General features: G+C 66.6%; 15 protein-coding genes. 1 reads left to right on the forward strand and 14 read right to left on the reverse strand.

Features of this window, described 5'->3' with window-relative positions:
- Positions 1–29: 29 nt before the first annotated feature.
- The 12 genes from rplW to ACFQQD_RS02070 all read right to left on the reverse strand — a co-directional run bounded on the left by rplW (position 30) and on the right by ACFQQD_RS02070 (position 13,046).
- Positions 30–335 (reverse strand): 50S ribosomal protein L23, encoded by a 306-nt coding sequence (gene rplW, locus ACFQQD_RS02015; RefSeq protein WP_378085675.1) that lies wholly within the window; start codon positions 333–335, stop codon positions 30–32.
- Positions 332–988 carry a 50S ribosomal protein L4 gene (gene rplD, locus ACFQQD_RS02020; RefSeq protein ID WP_378085677.1) on the reverse strand — a complete coding sequence of 219 codons (657 nt, stop codon included), beginning with the start codon at positions 986–988 and terminating at the stop codon, positions 332–334. Before rplD ends, rplW begins: the two co-directional genes overlap by 4 nt.
- Positions 989–992: 4 nt before the next feature.
- The gene (rplC, locus tag ACFQQD_RS02025; protein ID WP_378085679.1) at positions 993–1,643 is read right to left on the reverse strand and encodes a 50S ribosomal protein L3; all 651 of its coding nucleotides are present in this window, start codon (positions 1,641–1,643) and stop codon (positions 993–995) included.
- A gap of 20 nt (positions 1,644–1,663) precedes the next feature.
- The gene (gene rpsJ / locus ACFQQD_RS02030; protein WP_010145320.1) at positions 1,664–1,972 is read right to left on the reverse strand and encodes a 30S ribosomal protein S10; all 309 of its coding nucleotides are present in this window, start codon (positions 1,970–1,972) and stop codon (positions 1,664–1,666) included.
- Positions 1,973–2,305: 333 nt separating this feature from the next.
- Positions 2,306–2,794: a DUF3817 domain-containing protein gene (locus ACFQQD_RS02035; RefSeq protein WP_378085681.1), complete on the reverse strand. Its 489-nt coding sequence runs from the start codon at positions 2,792–2,794 to the stop codon at positions 2,306–2,308.
- Entirely contained in the window at positions 2,791–2,919 is a 129-nt protein-coding gene (locus tag ACFQQD_RS02040; RefSeq protein ID WP_378085683.1) for a hypothetical protein, read from the reverse strand. The genes ACFQQD_RS02035 and ACFQQD_RS02040 overlap by 4 nt, the downstream gene beginning before the upstream one ends.
- 9 nt (positions 2,920–2,928) lie before the next feature.
- Positions 2,929–6,765 carry a hypothetical protein gene (locus tag ACFQQD_RS02045; RefSeq protein WP_378085685.1) on the reverse strand — a complete coding sequence of 1,279 codons (3,837 nt, stop codon included), beginning with the start codon at positions 6,763–6,765 and terminating at the stop codon, positions 2,929–2,931.
- 113 nt (positions 6,766–6,878) lie between these two features.
- On the reverse strand, positions 6,879–8,069 hold the full coding sequence (tuf, locus tag ACFQQD_RS02050; RefSeq protein WP_378085687.1) for an elongation factor Tu: 1,191 nt from the start codon (positions 8,067–8,069) through the stop codon (positions 6,879–6,881).
- 279 nt (positions 8,070–8,348) lie between these two features.
- Positions 8,349–10,463: an elongation factor G gene (gene fusA / locus ACFQQD_RS02055; RefSeq protein WP_378085690.1), complete on the reverse strand. Its 2,115-nt coding sequence runs from the start codon at positions 10,461–10,463 to the stop codon at positions 8,349–8,351.
- Between the two features lie 87 nt (positions 10,464–10,550).
- Positions 10,551–11,021 carry a 30S ribosomal protein S7 gene (rpsG, locus tag ACFQQD_RS02060; RefSeq protein ID WP_378085693.1) on the reverse strand — a complete coding sequence of 157 codons (471 nt, stop codon included), beginning with the start codon at positions 11,019–11,021 and terminating at the stop codon, positions 10,551–10,553.
- Complete coding sequence (gene rpsL / locus ACFQQD_RS02065) at positions 11,021–11,395, reverse strand: 30S ribosomal protein S12 (RefSeq protein ID WP_091692838.1); 375 nt, start codon at positions 11,393–11,395, stop codon at positions 11,021–11,023. The genes rpsG and rpsL overlap by 1 nt, the downstream gene beginning before the upstream one ends.
- 292 nt (positions 11,396–11,687) lie before the next feature.
- Entirely contained in the window at positions 11,688–13,046 is a 1,359-nt protein-coding gene (locus ACFQQD_RS02070; RefSeq protein WP_378085695.1) for a carbamoyl-phosphate synthase, read from the reverse strand.
- A gap of 33 nt (positions 13,047–13,079) precedes the next feature.
- On the opposite strand from ACFQQD_RS02070, the gene ACFQQD_RS02075 reads away from it, so the two are divergent.
- Positions 13,080–14,321 carry a lipid II:glycine glycyltransferase FemX gene (locus tag ACFQQD_RS02075; protein WP_378085697.1) on the forward strand — a complete coding sequence of 414 codons (1,242 nt, stop codon included), beginning with the start codon at positions 13,080–13,082 and terminating at the stop codon, positions 14,319–14,321.
- A gap of 14 nt (positions 14,322–14,335) precedes the next feature.
- Here ACFQQD_RS02075 and ACFQQD_RS02080 read toward each other — a convergent pair whose 3' ends face one another.
- Positions 14,336–15,196 carry an aldo/keto reductase gene (locus ACFQQD_RS02080; RefSeq protein ID WP_378085699.1) on the reverse strand — a complete coding sequence of 287 codons (861 nt, stop codon included), beginning with the start codon at positions 15,194–15,196 and terminating at the stop codon, positions 14,336–14,338.
- Between the two features lie 135 nt (positions 15,197–15,331).
- Positions 15,332–19,228, reverse strand: a complete 3,897-nt coding sequence (locus ACFQQD_RS02085; RefSeq protein ID WP_378085701.1) for a DNA-directed RNA polymerase subunit beta' — start codon at positions 19,226–19,228, stop codon at positions 15,332–15,334.
- Between the last annotated feature and the right edge of the window lie 61 nt (positions 19,229–19,289).

Consider the following 19,289-nt stretch of genomic DNA (forward strand, 5'->3'; position numbering starts at 1 on the left):
TTCCTCGATTAAGTGGTCTCCGCTACGCCTCAGGCGAGCGGACCTCCGAAGATGTCAATCGTGCCCTCGCGAAGCGTCACGACCGCACGCTTGGTGCTCTTGCGAGAGCCCCAACCGAACTTCGTGCGCTTGCGCTTGCCGGCGCGATTCAGGGTGTTGATCGAGTCAACCTTGACGGAGAAGATGGACTCCACCGCCTGCTTGATCTCGGTCTTGTTGGAGCGCGGGTCGACCAGGAAGGTGTACTTACCCTCGTCGATCAGGCCGTAGCTCTTTTCCGACACGACCGGGGCAATGACCACGTCGCGGGGGTTCTTGTTGATGGAGCCGCTCACTTGGCATCCTCCTTCTGTGCGCCGGCCTTCGCGGCCGAAGCGGTGACGGACGCCGCCTGGACGAAGCCTTCATAGGCGGCACGGGTGAAGACCACGTCGTCACTGACCATGACGTCGTAGGTGTTCAACTGGTCGAAGTACAGCGTGTGCACCGTGTCCAGGTTGCGGGCGCTCAGAGCCGAGGCGTCATCCGTGCGGTCAATGACCAGCAGGATGGTCTTGCGGCCCGGGGCCAGCGTCGCCAGTGCGGCCTTGGCCGCCTTGGTGGACGGAGTACCGGAGACGAGCTCCTCGACGACGTGGACGCGGCCGTTGCGGGCACGGTCCGACAGGGCACCGCGCAGGGCGGCGGCCTTCATCTTCTTGGGGGTGCGCTGCGAGTAGTCACGCGGCTCGGGGCCGTGGACCACGCCACCACCGGTCATCTGAGGGGCGCGAATCGAACCCTGACGGGCGCGGCCGGTGCCCTTCTGCTTGAACGGCTTGCGGCCGGCACCGGAGACCTCGCCCCGGCGCTTGACCTTGTGGGTGCCCTGGCGAGCGGCGGCCAGCTGGGCCACCACGACCTGGTGCATCAGCGGCACGTTGGCCTGGACGTCGAAGATCTCGGCGGGCAGCTCGACGTCAACGGTTTTCACTTCATTGGTAGCCATCTGCTCATGCTCCCTTCACTGCAGTGCGAACCAGGACGACCTGGCTGCGAGGGCCAGGGACGGCACCCTTGATCAGCAGCAGGTTCTTCTCCACGTCGATGCCGTGGAGGGTGAGGTTCTGGGTGGTCTGGCGAACGGCGCCCATACGTCCAGGCAGTCGCTGGCCCTTGAAGACGCGGCCCGGGGTGGACGCGCCACCGACGGAACCCGGCTTGCGGTGGTTCTTGTGGGCACCGTGGGAGGCACCGACGCCGGAGAAGCCGTGACGCTTCATGGCACCGGCGAAGCCCTTGCCCTTGGTGGTGCCGATGACGTCGACCTTCTGGCCGGCCTCGAACAGCTCGACGGTGAGATCCTGGCCGAGCGTGTAGTCGGCGATGTCACCGGTGCGCAGTTCGACCACGTGACGGCGCGGAGTGACTCCGGCCTTCTCGAAGTGGCCGGCGAGCGGCTTGGTGACCTTACGAGGATCGATCTGGCCGTAGGCGAGCTGCACGGCGGTGTAGCCGTCGGTCTCTTCCTGGCGCAGCTGGGTGACGACGTTGGGTTCGGCTTGCACGACGGTGACGGGGATGAGCTTGTTGTCGGCATCCCACACCTGGGTCATGCCGAGCTTCGTGCCCAGCAGGCCCTTGACGTTACGCGTGATGGTCATAGTTTCTCAGCACCTCCCTCTCAGAGCTTGATTTCGATATTGACGTCGGCCGGGAGGTCGAGGCGCATGAGCGAGTCAACGGCCTTCGGCGTCGGATCGATGATGTCGATCAGCCGCTTGTGCGTGCGCATTTCGAAGTGCTCGCGGCTGTCCTTGTACTTGTGGGGAGAGCGGATCACGACGTACACGTTCTTCTCCGTCGGCAGCGGCACGGGGCCAACCACCGTTGCGCCTGCGCGCGTGACCGTGTCGACGATCTTCCGAGCCGAAGTATCGATGACCTCGTGGTCATACGACTTCAGCCGGATGCGGATTTTCTGTCCCGCCATGGCGTCATGCCTCTTTCGTACTTGTAGTCCGTACCTGTCCCTGTGTGCGACGGGCCCGGCGAACCGGTCCCGCGCTTCTTTCCTTCACCCGCACAGGCCGAATCCGGAATAGTCCGGGTTCCTCGCCCTGCCGGGGCATCGACCCACGCAGTCGGGCGTGTCGTAAACTGCTCCGCAGGCACGGAGGTTCACAGGACCGCCAGATACTGATGGGGATTGTGCGTTGTATTTGGTCCTAGGCGGCGGAGTCAGTCGGTGAAAGACACGCTCCACACACGCCCAAGCGCTTGAGCAACTGATCCAGTATGACAGATCAGTGCGGCGGGCGCGAATTCACCCGAACCACTGGTCCGGCGGCCCTGCCATCAGCAGCGTCGCGAACACCACCACGACGACGGCCACCACCACGATCAGCGCCAGCGCCACGTTGCGCAGCGCCCAGGCTTCGAGATTCTCCCAGAATCCCCGCGGGGCGTTTCCGTCCGCCAGTCTCCACGTCTCGTCCGGTTCACCACGGCGGGCCAGCGACCGTTCGAACGGCAACGTGGCGAACGGCACCACGGCCAACAGAACGGCGCCGAGGCCTCGGCCTGCGGTCCACCGCTGGTTGATCCACACGCCCACCGCCACCACGCAGTAGCACAGGAACACGAATCCGTGCAGGCCGCCGGCCGTGGACATCAAGGCCTCGCTCACGCCGGTGTACTTGAGCACCATGGCGAGCAGCAACAGCGCCCAGGTGACCATTTCCGCCGTCGCGACCGCTCGGTAGAGAGCGGCCGGGCCCGGAAGGACGGTGCCGGTCTCCAGCTCGTCAGTCACCGGTTGTCGTCGTTGGCGCGCTTGATCCGCTTGGCGCGGTCGATCTCGTGCCGGAACGACTTGCGCACCCGCATGATCACCAGGACCACGGCCGCGAGCACCACGAGGCCAATGAGAATCTCCATGGGTTCAGCCTACCGGTCCGGCTGTTGGCTCGCTTGCTGGTTCGCTTGCTGGTTCTGGTGCCGCCGCAGCTGGCGTACCGCCAGCACGATCAGCACCACGCCCAGCAGCGCCAGGTAGACGTAGGTGTACTCCCGCAGATACCACAGCACCGAGAGCGCGACGCCGGCCGCACCCCACCAGGTCAGGATCTGTTCGCGCCGGGTCAGTCCCAACACCACCACCAGGGCGAAGCCGATCAGCACAGTGAGTTGCATCGCCGCGGTGCCGGCTGCCAGCACGTAGACGGCGGCCCCCGAGAACACCGCCGCGGCAGCGATGAAGTAGATCAGCGGGGTCGTGAGACTCCCCGACCGTTGGCGCCGGAGGACCGTCCAGAATCCCAGGCCAACGAGCACCAGCACCAGCGCCTGGACGTTCCACCAGAGCCCCCGTCCCCCGTGATCGACCTCGGCCGTCTGCCACCACGCTCGCGAGGCGGCGGCGAACGAGACCAGAACAGCACCGTCCTGTGCGGTGTATTTGCGCATCCCTGCCCACAACGGAGTCCTCCCCCACGCGTCGACGAGCAGCCACGCGCCGACCACGATGGCCGCGCACGCCGTCCACACCGCGGCGTCGCCGGGCATACCGCGCCGCAGGTCGATGGTCAGCACCGTGAACACCGTGCAGATCAGCAGCACCGCGAGGCCGCCCTGCCACAGCATCGCGGGGCCCTGACGTGATCCGGCGCCCGAATCAGACCAGGCATCGCAGGCAGCCCAGAGTCCCAACACCAGCGCCGAGACCACACCGATGAACACCGCCAGCCAGACGTCGTCGGGAAACCACCCTCCGCGGTCCTGCCACCACCTGCTCAGCCACCAGACGGCCACGGGTGTCAGCACGACCGTGCCGCCCCTCGGCGCCAGCAGCCTTCGCGTCCGGGCGAAGACGTAGCACAGCAGGGCCGCCGTAGCCATGGCGACGCCGAGAACGCCGAGTCCCACACCAGCCGTCGCGCCGGCAGCCATGCCCGCCGCCATGCCCGCCGCCACCAGCCACAGCACGATGGCGGCCACGGGACGAAAGACCGCCGGGTCCTTCCTCCAGGCGGACGCCTGGTTCGTCACCGGACTCACTGCCGCGGCGCGAGCCGCGATGATCTCCCGCCCGGCCACCGCCAAGGCGAGGAGCAGCAGGAGAGCTGCGGCGGCCGACGTCGGGATGAGGGGTTCGGGCAGCCAGCCGCCACCGAGACCACTGACCGGGGCCGCCGGGACAATGAGTGCCAGAGCGCCCAGGAGCACTGCCCAGTGGCCTCCGCGCGCCCCGGTGAGGACGACGCCGGCCGCGATCAGGGCTGCTGCGATCACCATCAACGCCGCGCGATCGCCGCCGACGCCGAGTTCGATGATCCACAGTGTTGCCACCACCGCGGTGACCAGCCAAGTCGTCAGCCCGGTGCCGAGTCCCTGCAGGCGTCCCGAGAGTCGGGTCCGCAGTGCCAGCCCGGCGACGAGGGCGACTCCTGCTCCGGCGCGAGCAGCGGATCCGTCGCCGCCGAAGCGGTCGACCAGCGTGGACACGAGTACGGCCGACGAGGCCTGTGCCGCGATGAGGACAATGGCCCGCACCGAGAGGGGCAGCCGGTCGCGCGTCACGACGGCGGCGGCCAGCAACCAGCCGGTCAGCACCACCAGCGCAGCCACCAGGTGCCACGGCGCCTGACTCCACCACTGGAGCACGGCCACTGCCAGCACCACGCAGGCCATGATGAGCACCGTCACTCGGAGTTCGAGCGGGTGCTCGTGGGGCGGTGGCGACGAGGTCGACGTCGTGCCGCTCGCCAACCAGCGCAACGACACCGCCGCCGTGATCAGCATCAACAGATACCACGCGAGATACCAAGCGAGGTACCCAGCGGCGGACACCGGCCATTCGTTCGCCGCTGGCGACCACAGCAGCGCCGTGGCCACGAGGCTGGCCAGCGCCCAGACGGTGACCGGGAGAACGGCATCGCGGGTGAGGGCTCGCACGCGGAGTGCGGTCACGGTCGCCCACACCAGCGCGGCCAAGGCGGCCAGCACTGCTGGCCAGAGGAGCTCCGGCCCAGCTAGATACCGCTCCCCCACCACGTAGACCAGAGTGACCGCAGCGACGGCCATCAGATGCGGAGCGATGCGGGTGTCCAGACGCCGAGCTCTTCCGGCGCGCCGCAGGACGATGAGGATGACCGCCTGGACCACGATCGTGGCCACCAGGACGAGCTCCAGACTCCACTCACCCCGCATCAAGACCGGCAGGAGGGCCACCGGGGTGGTGAATTGCCACACCAGGTTCGCGGTGGCCGGGGCACCGAGTCGCGACAGGCGGTCACTGTGGACGAAGGTGACGGAGGCGATCGACGTCGTCAGCGCCAGCACCAGCGCGGCCACCCCGATGCCGGGTGCCAGCTCCACGGGATCGGCCGGCACCGCAAGATCAGCCTGCGCCATGGCAGTCAGGCCCAGCGCCAGAAACCAGCTCACGCCGTGGTCCGCGATGGCGCCGGATCCGCGGGGCAGATATCCAGTGTCGAGTCGAGCCTCGCTGGTTTCCCGCCACCGCACTTCCTGCCACCACACCAGCGGGATCTGCAGGCACAGGTACACCACCATCGTGGTCAGCGTGAGCACCACTGACCATTCCAGCATCGCGCCCCAGGGGACGAGGGCGAGCAACAGGCCTCCCCGCACCGCATACGTGGTAGCCAAACGGTGCCGGCGGGGTCCGATCACGGCGACGGTGGCGTAGTAGGCACAGGCGGCCAGCAGGACCATGAACATCTGCAGGGGTTCCAGCCACACCCCAAGCACGAGGGCCGACAGCACCATTCCCGGCACGATCCACTGGTGCGTCCGGGCGATGGCCGTGCGATAGGCCGGCGTCAGCCAGCCGTTGCGCGGAGACCCGTCGACCGTCAGCCAAGCCATCAGGATCGCCAGGAGGATCGAGAAGATCAGCGCCCACACCATCCCCTGCTGGATCGCCGCCCCGGAGGCCATCACTGTCGAGAGGAGGAACGGCACCGTCAGGTACGCCACCACGGTGCTGTCGAGACGGACGGCGGCCACGATCATCATCGCGGTGCCCAGGATGGAGGTGATCAGCCAGGACAGCACGGGGTTGTGCACAACGAGGGCGTCGAGGGCGATCCCGGCCACGGGCACCAACGCCAGCCCGGTCCCGGTGAACGCCGTCGCCGCGGGGCGCAAGGTCGCGCTCACGGCATGGACCACCAGCCCACCGCCATAGAACAGACCCACGACTGCGGCCAGGCCCGTCACCCTCGCCGTCACCGGAAGACTGGCCCCGATGAACAGCGAGGCGGCGGCGACCAGCAGCAGACAGGCGGTGTACAGGGTGATGTTGACGTTGCGGCGGTCGCGACGTTCCTTCGCCGCGGCCAGTTCCTCCGGCGTCGGTGCGGGTCGAGTCGGTGCGGGTGCTGGCGGAGGTGGTGAAGCTGCCGGGGATGCGGGCGGTATTGATGGTGCTGGCGGTGCCGACGAGGGTGCAGCCGGTGGTGGTGGTGCCGGTACTGGCGCTGGTGCTGGCGCTGGTGGAGAGTACGGCGAAGCGAATGGCGAGGTGGCGCTCGGCGAGTGCTCGGGCCGCGGTGGCTCAGGCGTACTGGTAGGGACCGGCGCAGTCGAGGTGACCGGCGCGCTCGAGGCAACCGAGCCGGCGTCGTACCCCTCTTGCCAGGCGCGGGCCAGGTCAGGCCGGGACGAACGCCGACGACTGATCAGCCACGTCACCACCGCGCCCACGGCGATGCCCAGGATGAACCCGATGAACACAATGAACCCGACGAATGTCCCCACATCGCCAGCGTACGGGGACTCCCCCGCGCGCTACGGCCTTTCTCCACAGTCGCTTAAAAACAACAACCCCTCCGGCCGAAGCCGAAGGGGTTGTTGCGGGGTACTCCGTCAGATCACTTGATGATCTTGGTGACGCGGCCCGAACCAACGGTGCGCCCGCCCTCGCGGATAGCGAAGCCGAGGCCCTCCTCCATGGCGATCGGCTGGATCAGCTCGACCGACATCTCGGTGGTGTCGCCGGGCATGACCATCTCCGTGCCTTCCGGCAGGGTGATGACGCCGGTGACGTCGGTGGTGCGGAAGTAGAACTGCGGACGGTAGTTCGAGTAGAACGGGTTGTGACGTCCGCCCTCGTCCTTGGACAGGATGTAGACGTTGCCCTCGAAGTCGGTGTGCGGGGTGATGGAACCCGGAGCAACGACGACCTGGCCGCGCTCCACGTCCTCGCGCTTCAGACCGCGAAGCAGCAGGCCACAGTTCTCGCCGGCCCAGGCCTCGTCGAGCTGCTTGTGGAACATCTCGATACCGGTGACCGTGGTCTTCTGCAGGTCGCGGATGCCCACGATCTCGACCTCGGAGTTGATCTTCAGCGTGCCGCGCTCGGCGCGGCCGGTGACGACGGTGCCGCGACCGGTAATGGTGAAGACGTCCTCGATCGGCATCAGGAACGGCTTGTCCTTGTCGCGAACCGGATCCGGGATGTAGTTGTCCACGGCATCCATCAGTTCCTCGACCGTCTTGACCCACTTCTCGTCACCCTCGAGAGCCTTCAGGCCGGAGGTGGCGATGACCGGTGCGTCGTCGCCGTCGAAGTCCTGGGAGGACAGCAGCTCGCGGACCTCCATCTCGACGAGCTCCAGGAGCTCCTCGTCTTCGACCATGTCGGCCTTGTTCAGCGCGACGAGCAGAGCCGGGACGCCAACCTGGCGGGCCAGGAGGACGTGCTCGCGAGTCTGGGCCATCGGGCCGTCGGTGGCGGCGACCACGAGGATGGCGCCGTCCATCTGAGCCGCACCGGTGATCATGTTCTTGATGTAGTCGGCGTGGCCCGGAGCATCGACGTGCGCGTAGTGGCGCTTGTCGGTCTGGTACTCCACGTGGGAGATGTTGATGGTGATGCCGCGCTGGCGCTCTTCCGGCGCGGAGTCGATGGTCGCGAAGTCGCGGGCCTCATTGAGGTCCGGGAACTTGTCATACAGGACCTTCGAGATTGCGGCGGTCAGCGTCGTCTTGCCGTGGTCAACGTGGCCGATGGTACCGACGTTGAGGTGCGGCTTGGACCGCTCGAACTTTGCCTTCGACACAGGTTCCTCCTAGAACTGTTCATCTCAGAAGACTTCTCAGCCGCGGGTGGCGAGCTGACAACTTGGGAAAGTCTACTTTGATCTGTCTGCTGGTGATAATTCTCCGGATTGCGTCAGGACCGGTCCTGAATCAGGCCACCCGGACCGCCTGATCCGCGGACCGGACCTTCCGTCCTGTGGTGGTGCCATCCTCCGGAGTGCGGATGGACCACCTGTCCCGTCCGGTTGGCGGACCCTTGCGGGCGCCGCCACCGAACCGGACACGTGTGTTGCTGGCGCTTATTCGCCGCTGTTCTTCTGGATGATCTCGTCAGCCACGGCCTTGGGGACCTCGGCATAGGAGTCGAAGACCATCGAGTATACGGCGCGGCCCTGAGTCCTAGACCGCAGGTCGCCGATGTACCCGAACATCTCGGACAGCGGGACGTTGGCCTTGACGACCTTGACGCCCTGCGCGTCCTCCATGGTCTGGATCTGTCCACGGCGGGAGTTCAGGTCGCCGATGACGTCGCCCATGTACTCCTCCGGGGTGCGGACCTCGACGGCCATCAGCGGCTCGAGCAGCACCGGGGTGGCCCGGCGGATGCCCTCCTTGAAGGCCATCGAACCGGCGAGCTTGAACGCCATCTCCGAGGAATCGACGTCGTGGTACGCGCCGTCGATCAAGGTGGCCTTCACGCCGACCATGGGGTAGCCGGCCAGGACACCGAACTCCATGGCCTCCTGGATACCGTGATCCACGGACGGGATGTACTCACGAGGGATACGCCCACCGGTGACGGCGTTGACGAACTCGTACATCTCACCCTCGGAGGTGTCCAAGGGCTCGAAGGACAACTGCACCTTGGCGAACTGACCGGAACCACCGGTCTGCTTCTTGTGGGTGTAGTCGACCCGGTCGACCTTCTTTTTGATGGTCTCGCGGTAGGCCACCTGCGGCTTGCCGACGTTGGCCTCGACCTTGAACTCGCGCTTCATGCGGTCCACGAAGACGTCCAGGTGCAGCTCGCCCATGCCACCGATCTCCGTCTGGCCGGTCTCCTCGTTGAGGTTCACGGTGAACGTCGGGTCCTCGGCGACCAGCTTCTGGATGGCCGTGGAGAGCTTCTCCTGGTCACCCTTGGTCTTCGGCTCGATGGCCACGGAGATCACGGGCTCCGGGAAGGACATGGACTCGAGGATGATCGGGTTGGCCGAATCGGTCAAGGTGTCACCGGTGGTGGTGTCCTTCAGGCCGATGACGGCGTAGATGTGACCGGCAACGACCTCTTCGACCGGGTTCTCCTTATTGGCGTGCATCTGGAACAGCTTGCCGATGCGCTCCTTCTTCCCCTTGGTGGAGTTGAGAATCTGGGCACCGGCCTCCAGACGGCCGGAGTACACGCGAATGAACGTCAGCTGCCCGAAGAACGGGTGCGCTGCGATCTTGAAGGCCAGAGCAGAGAACGGCTCGTCCTTGGCCGGCTCGCGGGTCAGGGTCTCGTCCTCGTCCTTCACGGAGTGGCCCGTGATGGCGCCGGCGTCCAGCGGGTTCGGCAGGTAGGACACGACGGCGTCCAGCATCGGCTGCACACCGCGGTTCTTGAACGCGGAACCGCAGAAGACCGGGTAGGCCTCGGCGTTGATGGTCAGCTGGCGAACGCCGGCCTGGATCTCCTCGTTGGTGATCTCCTCACCCTCGAGGTACTTCATCATCAGTTCCTCGGAGGTGTCCGCGACGGCCTCGATGAGCTGAGCGCGGTACTCCTCGGCCTTTTCCTGAAGGTCCGCCGGGATCTCCTGGGTCTCATAGGCGGCGCCCATGGTGACGTCGCCCTTGGCGTCGCCTTCCCAGACCAGCGCCTTCATGGACAGCAGATCGACGACGCCGACGAAGTCGGACTCGGAGCCGATCGGCAGCTGCATCACGAGGGGCTTGGCACCCAGACGGGACACGATGGTGTCCACCGTGTAGTAGAAGTCAGCGCCGAGCTTGTCCATCTTGTTGACGAAGCAGATGCGCGGAACGTTGTACTTGTCCGCCTGGCGCCACACCGTCTCCGACTGCGGCTCCACACCTTCCTTGCCGTCGAAGACCGCCACCGCACCATCGAGCACACGCAGGGAGCGCTCGACCTCAACGGTGAAGTCAACGTGACCCGGGGTGTCGATGATGTTGATCTGGTGGTCGTCCCAGAAGCAGGTCACCGCGGCGGAGGTGATGGTGATGCCGCGTTCCTTCTCCTGTTCCATCCAGTCGGTGGTGGAGGCACCGTCGTGAGTCTCGCCCAACTTGTGGTTGACGCCCGTGTAGAACAGGATGCGCTCGGTGGTGGTGGTCTTGCCGGCATCGATGTGCGCCATGATGCCGATATTGCGGACCTTTTTGAGGTCAGTCAGCACGTCCTGTGCCACGGTGTCTCCCTATGGTTATGGTGGGTTGGTCCTGAGCTACGGGCGGCACGGTGCCCGGAAACCGTACGGCATCCGGGCACCAGCGACTCACCAGCGGTAGTGGGCGAAGGCCTTGTTGGACTCGGCCATCTTGTGAGTGTCCTCGCGGCGCTTGACCGCGGCACCCAGGCCGTTGGAGGCATCGAGGATCTCGTTCATGAGACGCTCGGTCATGGTCTTCTCGCGGCGGGCCTTGGAGTAGCCGACGAGCCAGCGCAGAGCGAGAGCGGTGGAGCGGCCCGGCTTGACCTCGACGGGCACCTGGTAGGTGGCACCGCCGACGCGGCGGGAGCGCACCTCGAGGGCCGGGCGGACGTTGTCCATGGCCTTCTTCAGGGTGGCGACCGGCTCGGCGCCGCTCTTGTCACGGGCGCCCTCGAGGGCTCCGTAGACGATGTGCTCGGCGGTGGACTTCTTGCCGTCCACGAGCACCTTGTTGATCAACTGGGTGACCAGCGGGGATCCGTAGACCGGATCGACGACGAGGGGGCGCTTCGGCGCAGGACCCTTACGTGGCATTACTTCTTCTCCTTCTTCGCGCCGTAGCGGCTACGTGCCTGGCCGCGGCCCTTGACGCCCTGGGTGTCCAGTGCGCCGCGAACGATCTTGTAACGAACACCCGGCAGGTCCTTCACACGACCGCCGCGCACCAGCACGATGGAGTGTTCCTGCAGGTTGTGGCCCTCACCCGGGATGTAGGCAGTGACCTCGATGCCGCCGTTCAGGCGGACACGGGCGACCTTACGCAGGGCGGAGTTCGGCTTCTTCGGGGTGGTGGTGTACACGCGAGTGCACACACCACGGCGCATGGGGTTCCCCTGCAGCGCAGGGGCCTTGGTCTTGACGACCTTCGGGGAGCGGCCCTTGCGGACCAGCTGCTGAATCGTAGGCACTCTTGGTCTCTCCGTTGTTCGGTTCCAGGTTGTTCGGTCTCAGTGTTGAACGTTCTCAGTGTTGAAAGTTCTCAGTCCGGCGGGCGCACAGGTCGGGCCCGCGTCAACCTGGACTGCTGGTGGTCGTTTCTTCGCACCCGGGAGGGTCAGCGTGAACGACCGTAGGCGTGCAAAAGTGTGGCATTCGTTGCGCAAGAACCCCGCAACACGGACCGTGTCCCTAGTGCCACACAAAAACAATTGACTTCAGCTTACCACCCGCCGGTCAGTCCAAGAAAATCAGCGGTTGCTGTCATCCCTGCTGGTGGGATTGGGTCGGATTGGGTGGATACTGACGGAACACCCGCCAACTGTTGAGCTTCGTGGCCCGGTGGTAGGCGGTGCGCCGCAGGTCCCGATCGGCAGAGTACTCGAAGGGCCGCACCACCTTGCCGGCCCGCCGGGCCTGACGGATGCGCTCGCGCTGAGAGTCCGAGGCGTACCGACGCACCAACGCCATCGGCAGCGTCGTGGTCACGGCCGGCCCCGTGGTGGTGACGGTGTCAGCAACAGCCCCACCCGCAGCCCCGCCCACATACTCCTCATACAGGTACTGCGCGGGATTCGCCCCGGCCGCGGTCATGTAGTAATGGTTCCGTCCCAGTCGCGGGTTCATCTCCAGGAACTGGGCGACGCCGGTCCGCGGGTCCACCTTGATGTCGAACATCGCGAAACCCCGCCAGTCCAGTTCGTCCAGGAGGGCCGCCCCCTGCGTCGCGACCACGGGATGGTCCGAGGCCAGCACCGCGCGGGCATTGCCTTCCAGCCCCGGGGCGTGGTCCTCGACGATCACCTCGCCATAAGACACCAGCCGCGTGGTTCCGGCGCCGTCGCGGAAGAAGGTGGCGATGCCCAGTTGCGAGTCGTCGCCCGGGATCATCTCCTGCACGATCAGCGAACCGGTGTAGCCGGCGTCGCAGGCCTTGATGATCAGGGCCTCGAGCTCGTCCAGACCCGCTGCCCCGTCCGGCCCGTCCGCCCCGTCCGGCCGGTCCGGCCCAGCGATCACATGCACCTTGCGCCGCCCCTCGAAGCGGACGTCGGCCCAGGCGCCGCCGTCGCCGGCCTTGAGGATGAGCGGCAGGCGCACCCCTCGCTCCCCCAGCCCCGCGACGAACCGGCGCGCGGCCTCGGGAGTGTGCGAACCGGCGTCGTAATGGGCGGTGTTCGGGTACGGCACCCCGAGCCGCTCACACAGCGCGTAGAAGTTCTCCTTGAGCGCCGCGCGGTCCAGCGAGTCCTCGTCCGGGTAGGGCACCGTGTAGCCGTGGGCCTCGAGGGTGGCACGGTGGCGGACGGCGAAGCGCACCAGGTGGTCGTAGCTGGCCAGCAGCAGCAAAGGGCGGCTGCTGTGCCCGACGTCGGCGCCGTTCAGTTCCCGGGCGACCGTCACCAGGGCGTCGATCACGGGCTGTTCGGCGGTCATCGGTCCGGCGGGAAAGGCCTGCAGGATGCTGGAGTGCTGGAGGTTCCGGTTCAACGTGGTGGGCACGACGGCCGAGATGACGCCGTAGGCCTCATGGAATTCTCGGGCCAGGGAATACGCCCCCACGTCTCCCCCGGTGATGACCGGGACAAAGGGCTGCTCGGCGGGAACCACGGGAACAGTCATAGCGTCGATGCTACCGGCGGTTATGGTGGGGGCGTGCCAGACCTTGCCTCCCCCACCACAGCCCGGCCCCTGACCGTCCGCCGCATCACCGCCGCAGAGCACGGGCGCTTCCTCGCCGACCACCCCGGCAGCTCGTTCCTGCAGAACCCGCACTGGCCCGGAGTGAAGATCGACTGGCGCGGTGACTCGATCGGCTTCTTCGACGGTGAGTCCCTCCGGGCCACCGCCCTCGTGCTGTTCCGCCGGCTCCCCGTCCCGGTGCCCGTGTTGAAGAACCGGTCGCTGGCCTACATCGCCGAGGGTCCGGTGTTCGACCGCTCCCAGGTGGCCCTGGAGTCCGTGCTGCCGCCGCTGGTGCAGTACCTGAAATCCCGTGGTGCGTTCCTGGTCCGGGTGGGCCTGCCGGGGGTGGTGCGCCGCTGGGACGGCTCCGAGGTGCGCCGGGCCCTGGCGGCCGGAGAACACCGCTCGGTCACCCAGCTCGAGCCGATCGACACCGACTCCGCCGCCGACGGCGTCCGCGCCCGGCTGAGCGCCATGGGCTGGCAGGCGCCGGCTGAGTCCGAGGAGTTCGAGGCCGGCCAGCCGCAGTTCCAGGCCCGCATCCCGCTGCAGCCGGAGTTGGGACTGGAACCGGCCGCTGACGGCGGCTTCTCCCCCGCCGTCGAGGCCGCCCTGTCCCGCATGGACCAAACCTCGCGACGGCAGACCCGCAAGTCGACGCGGTCGGAGCTCACCGTCTCGAGGGGAACGGCGGAGGACCTGCCGGCCTGGCAAGCGTTGTATGAGGAGACCGCTCAGCGAGACGGCTTCACCGGTCGGCCGCTGGCCTACTTCGAGCGCATGTTCAGGGAGTTGAATTCCGGGCTGGGCTCTGGGGCGGACTCTGGTGGTGCGGGTGACACGGCGCCGGACACCGAGTGCACCTTGTACCTGGCACACCTTCAGGACCAACTGCTCGCCGCCGCGATCTACGTCCGTCAGGGACAGTTCAGCTGGTACGTCTACGGGGCATCGTCGTCGGCGGAACGCAAGCGGTATGCGCCGCGCGCTCTACAACTGCGCCAGATCGAGGACTCCCTGGCCGCCGGTTGCACGTGGTACGACCTCGGCGGCATGAGCCCCTCGCTGGATCCACAGTACGAACTCGCCGGGCTGACCCGGTTCAAGACGACCATGGGCGCCGATGTGATCCAGACCTACGGCGAATGGGATTACCCCGTGAACCCGCTACTGGCCAAGGCCTTCAATCTGTACATGGCGCGCCGGGGTTGAGACTCTAGCCACGCTCAGTGCCCGAACTCGTCCGCGTCCATGAACGTCGCAGGCGGCGCGTCGGAGTCCAGGGCGGCGATGGCGGCGAGATCCTCGGGCGTCAGCTCGAAGGAGAACACGTCCAGGTTCTCTCGCTGGCGCTGCGGATCGGCCGATTTCGGCAACGCGATGCGGCCTTGCTGGACGTGCCAGCGCAGCACCACCTGAGCGGGAGTACGGTCCAGCCGTGACGCGATCTCCGTGATGGCGGGCAACTGGAGCAGTTCACTGCCTCGCCCAAGCGGCGTGTACGCGGCCGTGACCACTCCGGCGGCGGTGTTGGCCTCCTGGACCTGCGGCTGCGCGAAAACCGGCTGGCAGTGGATCTGGTTGACGGCCGGGACGAGTGACGCCTCGAGAATGCGGCGCAAGTGCTCCGGTTTGACGTTGGACACGCCCCACGCCCGGATCAGCCCCGCGGCGGTCAGTTCAGCGAGAGCTTCACAGGCTTGGACATACCGGTCCTGATCGGGATTGGGCCAGTGCATCAGATACAGGTCGAAGTACTCCAGACCAGCCCGCTCCAGAGCCCCCTCCAGCCCGGGGCGCAGCGTCTCCACTCCCCCATGCCACCGGCGGTTGAACTTCGAGGTGACGAAGACCTCGCCCCGGTCGATCCCGGACTCGACGACGGCGCGTCCCACCGCGTCCTCATTGCCGTAGTTCTCCGCCGTGTCCACGTGACGGTAGCCGGCCTCGAGGGCGTGGGCGACGGCGTCGGTGCATTCGGCTCCGGTCATGGGCCACGTACCCAGACCGAGGAGAGGAACCCGGACGCCGGAGGAACCGTCGTAGATATTGGTGCCGTGCAGGGAAGCTGTTGCCTGAGTGACCATGGCACCACTGTGCCACGGCCACTCGCACCACCTTAAAGCGCAAAGTGACATGGCCCCGTCACAAGGGACGGGGCCATGTCACTTTGCGCCTAGGAGGCGGCGGTGAGGGTCAGGTCATAGACCTGGCTGGGGGCATCAGCCGCGGAAGTCGCTGCCCATGCCGTAGTCGTCCAGGCTGATCGCGTGGAACTCCGGCGCCGAGGACTGATCCAGTCCCGGGTAGTCGAAGTCCGCGAAGCCGGCCGGCCCGGTGAACAGGTTGGCCTTGGCCTCCTCGGTGGGCTCGACGTTGACCTTGGTGTAGCGGTCCAGGCCGGTACCGGCCGGGATCAGCTTGCCGATGATCACGTTCTCCTTCAGACCCAGCAGCGGATCCGACTTGCCCTCCATGGCCGCCTGCGTCAGGACGCGGGTGGTCTCCTGGAAGGACGCGGCGGACAGCCACGAATCGGTGGCGAGCGAGGCCTTGGTGATGCCCATGAGCTCGTCACGACCGGAGGCCGGCTGGCGACCCTCCGCCACGGCCTTGCGGTTCGCGGCGGTGAAGCGGGAGCGATCGGTCAACTCGCCCGGCAACAGGTCGGTCTCGCCCGACTCGATGACGGTGATCCGGCGCAGCATCTGGCGGACGATGACCTCCACGTGCTTGTCGTGGATGCCCACACCCTGGGACTGGTACACGTCCTGGACTTCCTGGACCAGGAACTTCTGTGCCGCCCGGGGTCCGAGCACACGCAGCACCTGCTTGGGATCCACGGCACCGGAGACCAGCTGGGTCCCCACGGCCACGTGCTCGCCGTCTTCCACGAGCAACCGCGCACGGCGCAGCACCGGGTAGGCGATCTCCTCGGAACCGTCGTCCGGGGTGAGCACCAGCCGCAGCTGCTTCTCGCCGTCCTCGATGGTGACGCGACCGGCGACCTCGGAGATTGGGGCCACGCCCTTCGGGGTACGGGCCTCGAAGAGCTCCTGAATACGCGGCAGACCCTGGGTGATGTCATCCGCGGAGGCGACACCACCGGTGTGGAAGGTACGCATGGTCAGCTGGGTACCGGGCTCACCGATGGACTGGGCGGCGATGATGCCCACGGCCTCGCCGATGTCCACCAGCTGTCCGGTGGCCATGGACCGTCCGTAGCACTTCGCGCAGGTCCCGACGGCGGAGTCACAGGTGAGCACGGAGCGCACCTTGATCTCGGTGACACCGGCGGCGATGTAGCTGTCGATGGCCACGTCGCCGATGTCCTCGCCGGCACGACCCAGGACGGTGCCGTCCTCGGCCACGACGTCGACTGCCAGAGCACGGGCGAACGAGGAGTTCTCCACGGTCTCGTGGCGCACCAGCTCGCCGTTGGCGTTCGGCACGGCAATCGTCTCGTTCAGACCGCGCTCGGTGCCGCAGTCGTCCTCGCGGACGATGACGTCCTGGGACACATCCACCAGACGACGGGTCAGGTAACCCGAGTTGGCGGTCTTCAACGCGGTGTCCGCGAGGCCCTTACGGGCACCGTGGGTGGCGATGAAGTACTCGAGCACGGACAGGCCCTCGCGGTAGGAGGACTTGATCGGACGCGGGATGATCTCGCCCTGCGGGTTGGCCACCAGACCACGGATACCGGCGATCTGGCGGACCTGCAGCCAGTTACCACGGGCACCGGAGGTCACCATGCGGTTAATGGTGTTCAACCGCGGCAGACCGTCCTTCATGGCCGCGGCGACCTCGTCGGTCGCCTTGTTCCAGATGTCGATCAACTCGGAGCGACGCTCTTCGTCGGCGATCAGGCCCTTGTCATACTGAGCCTGCACCTTGAGCGCCTGGTCCTCGTACCCGGCCATGATGGCGGCCTTGTCGAAGTCCGAGGTGATGTCCGAGATCGCCACGGTGACTCCGGACCAGGTGCCCCAGTGGAAACCGGCGTCCTTGAGGTTGTCCAGCGTCTGGGCAGTCTGCACCATCGGGTAGCGCTCGGCCAGGTCGTTGACCAGGGCACCGAGGGAGCCCTTAGACGCCTGGGTGGACAGCCACGGGTAGTCGGCCGGCAGCAGGTCGTTGAACAGCACCAGTCCGAGCGTGGTGTCCAGCACCGCCGGGGTGCCCTCTTCCCAGCCCTCGGGAGCCGGAGCCTGAGCCGACGGGACGAAGCCCTCCACAGTGATCTTGGCCGGAGCGTTCAAGTGCAGCTCACCGGCGTCGGCGGCCATCAGGGCCTCGGCGACGGAGGAGTACTCGTTTCCGGCGCCGACCGCATCCTCACGCACGGTGGTGAGGTGGTTGAGGCCGATGATCATGTCCTGGGCCGGAACGGCCACGGCGCGGCCGTCCGAAGGCTTCAGGATGTTGTGCGAGGACAGCATCAACAGCCGCGCCTCGGCCTGGGCCTCGGGGCTCAGCGGCAGGTGCACTGCCATCTGGTCACCGTCGAAGTCGGCGTTGAACGCGCCACAGACCAGCGGGTGCAGCTGCAGGGCCTTGCCCTCCACGAGCTGCGGCTCGAAGGCCTGGATGCCCAGACGGTGCAGGGTGGGTGCACGGTTGAGCAGCACCGGGTGTTCGGTGATGACCTCCTCGAGCACGTCCCAGACCTGCGGGCGGAAGCGCTCCACCATCCGCTTGGCGGACTTGATGTTCTGGGCGTGGTTGAGGTCGACCAGCCGCTTCATGACGAAGGGCTTGAACAACTCCAGCGCCATTTGCTTCGGCAGGCCGCACTGGTGCAGCTTCAGCTGCGGACCGACCACGATGACCGAACGGCCGGAGTAGTCCACGCGCTTGCCGAGCAGGTTCTGGCGGAACCGGCCCTGCTTGCCCTTGAGCATGTCGGAGAGGGACTTCAACGGACGGTTGCCCGGTCCGGTGACCGGACGTCCGCGACGACCGTTGTCGAACAGCGAGTCGACTGCTTCCTGCAGCATCCGCTTCTCGTTGTTGACGATGATCTCCGGAGCGCCCAGATCCAACAGCCGCTTCAGGCGGTTGTTGCGGTTGATCACGCGGCGGTACAGGTCGTTCAGGTCGGAGGTCGCGAAGCGGCCACCGTCCAACTGCACCATGGGGCGCAGCTCCGGCGGGATCACCGGGACGGCGTCCAGGACCATGCCCAGCGGAGAGTTGTCCGTGGTCAGGAATGCGTTGACGACCTTCAGACGCTTCAGGGCGCGGGTCTTGCGCTGGCCCTTGCCGGTCTTGATGGTCTCGCGCAGGGCCTCGGCCTCGGCCTCCAGGTCAAAGGTCTCGAGACGCTTCTTGATGGACTCGGCGCCCATGGAGCCCTCGAAGTACTGGCCGTACTTGTCACGCATGGAGCGGAACAGGCCCTCATCGCCCTCGAGGTCGGCGACCTTGAGGTTCTTGAAGCGGTCCCAGATCTTCTCCATCCGGTCCAGCTCGGCATCCGCACGCTTGCGGATCTGCGCCATGGTCTTGTCCGCGGCGTCCCGGGCCTTCTTCTTCTCGGCGGCCTTGGCACCCTCGGCCTCCAGCTTGGCGAGGTCCTTCTCCAGATCACTGGCGACGGCGGCGATGTCGGCATCGCGCGTGTCCGCCAGGTGCCTGGTCTCCTGATCGTGCTCGGCCTGCAGGTTCGGCAGGTCCGCGTGGCGGGCCTCCTCGTCCACCGAGGTGATCATGTAGGCGGCGAAGTAGATGATCTTCTCGAGATCCTTCGGCGCCAGGTCCAGCAGGTAGCCCAGTCGCGACGGAACGCCCTTGAAGTACCAGATGTGGGTGACCGGAGCGGCCAGCTCGATGTGGCCCATCCGCTCGCGGCGGACCTTGGACCGGGTCACCTCGACGCCGCAGCGCTCACAGATGATGCCCTTGAAGCGCACGCGCTTGTACTTGCCGCAGTAGCACTCCCAGTCCCGGGTGGGACCGAAGATCTTCTCGCAGAAGAGTCCGTCCTTCTCGGGCTTGAGGGTGCGGTAGTTGATGGTTTCGGGCTTCTTGACCTCGCCGAAGGACCAGGTGCGGATCTCGTCCGCCGTGGCCAGGCCAATGCGCATGAGGCCAAATGATGAGTTGTCGTTGGACATGGTCCGTTGAACTCCTGTTTCGTGACGTGAATCGTGACGTGGATGAAGTCTGAGGTGGGAC

The organism is Citricoccus sp. GCM10030269 (genome assembly GCF_042665635.1).
In the GTDB taxonomy this organism is placed as follows: domain Bacteria; phylum Actinomycetota; class Actinomycetes; order Actinomycetales; family Micrococcaceae; genus Citricoccus.

Coding starts and splice junctions, on each gene's coding strand:
- rpsG (WP_378085693.1), bottom strand. CDS start 11,021: ATGCCACGTAAGGGTCCTGCGCCGAAGCGCCCCCTCGTCGTCGATCCG.
- rplC (WP_378085679.1), bottom strand. CDS start 1,643: ATGACCATCACGCGTAACGTCAAGGGCCTGCTGGGCACGAAGCTCGGC.
- ACFQQD_RS02040 (WP_378085683.1), bottom strand. CDS start 2,919: ATGGAGATTCTCATTGGCCTCGTGGTGCTCGCGGCCGTGGTCCTGGTG.
- rplD (WP_378085677.1), bottom strand. CDS start 988: ATGGCTACCAATGAAGTGAAAACCGTTGACGTCGAGCTGCCCGCCGAG.
- ACFQQD_RS02080 (WP_378085699.1), bottom strand. CDS start 15,196: ATGGTCACTCAGGCAACAGCTTCCCTGCACGGCACCAATATCTACGAC.
- rpsJ (WP_010145320.1), bottom strand. CDS start 1,972: ATGGCGGGACAGAAAATCCGCATCCGGCTGAAGTCGTATGACCACGAG.
- ACFQQD_RS02070 (WP_378085695.1), bottom strand. CDS start 13,046: ATGACTGTTCCCGTGGTTCCCGCCGAGCAGCCCTTTGTCCCGGTCATC.
- ACFQQD_RS02085 (WP_378085701.1), bottom strand. CDS start 19,228: ATGTCCAACGACAACTCATCATTTGGCCTCATGCGCATTGGCCTGGCC.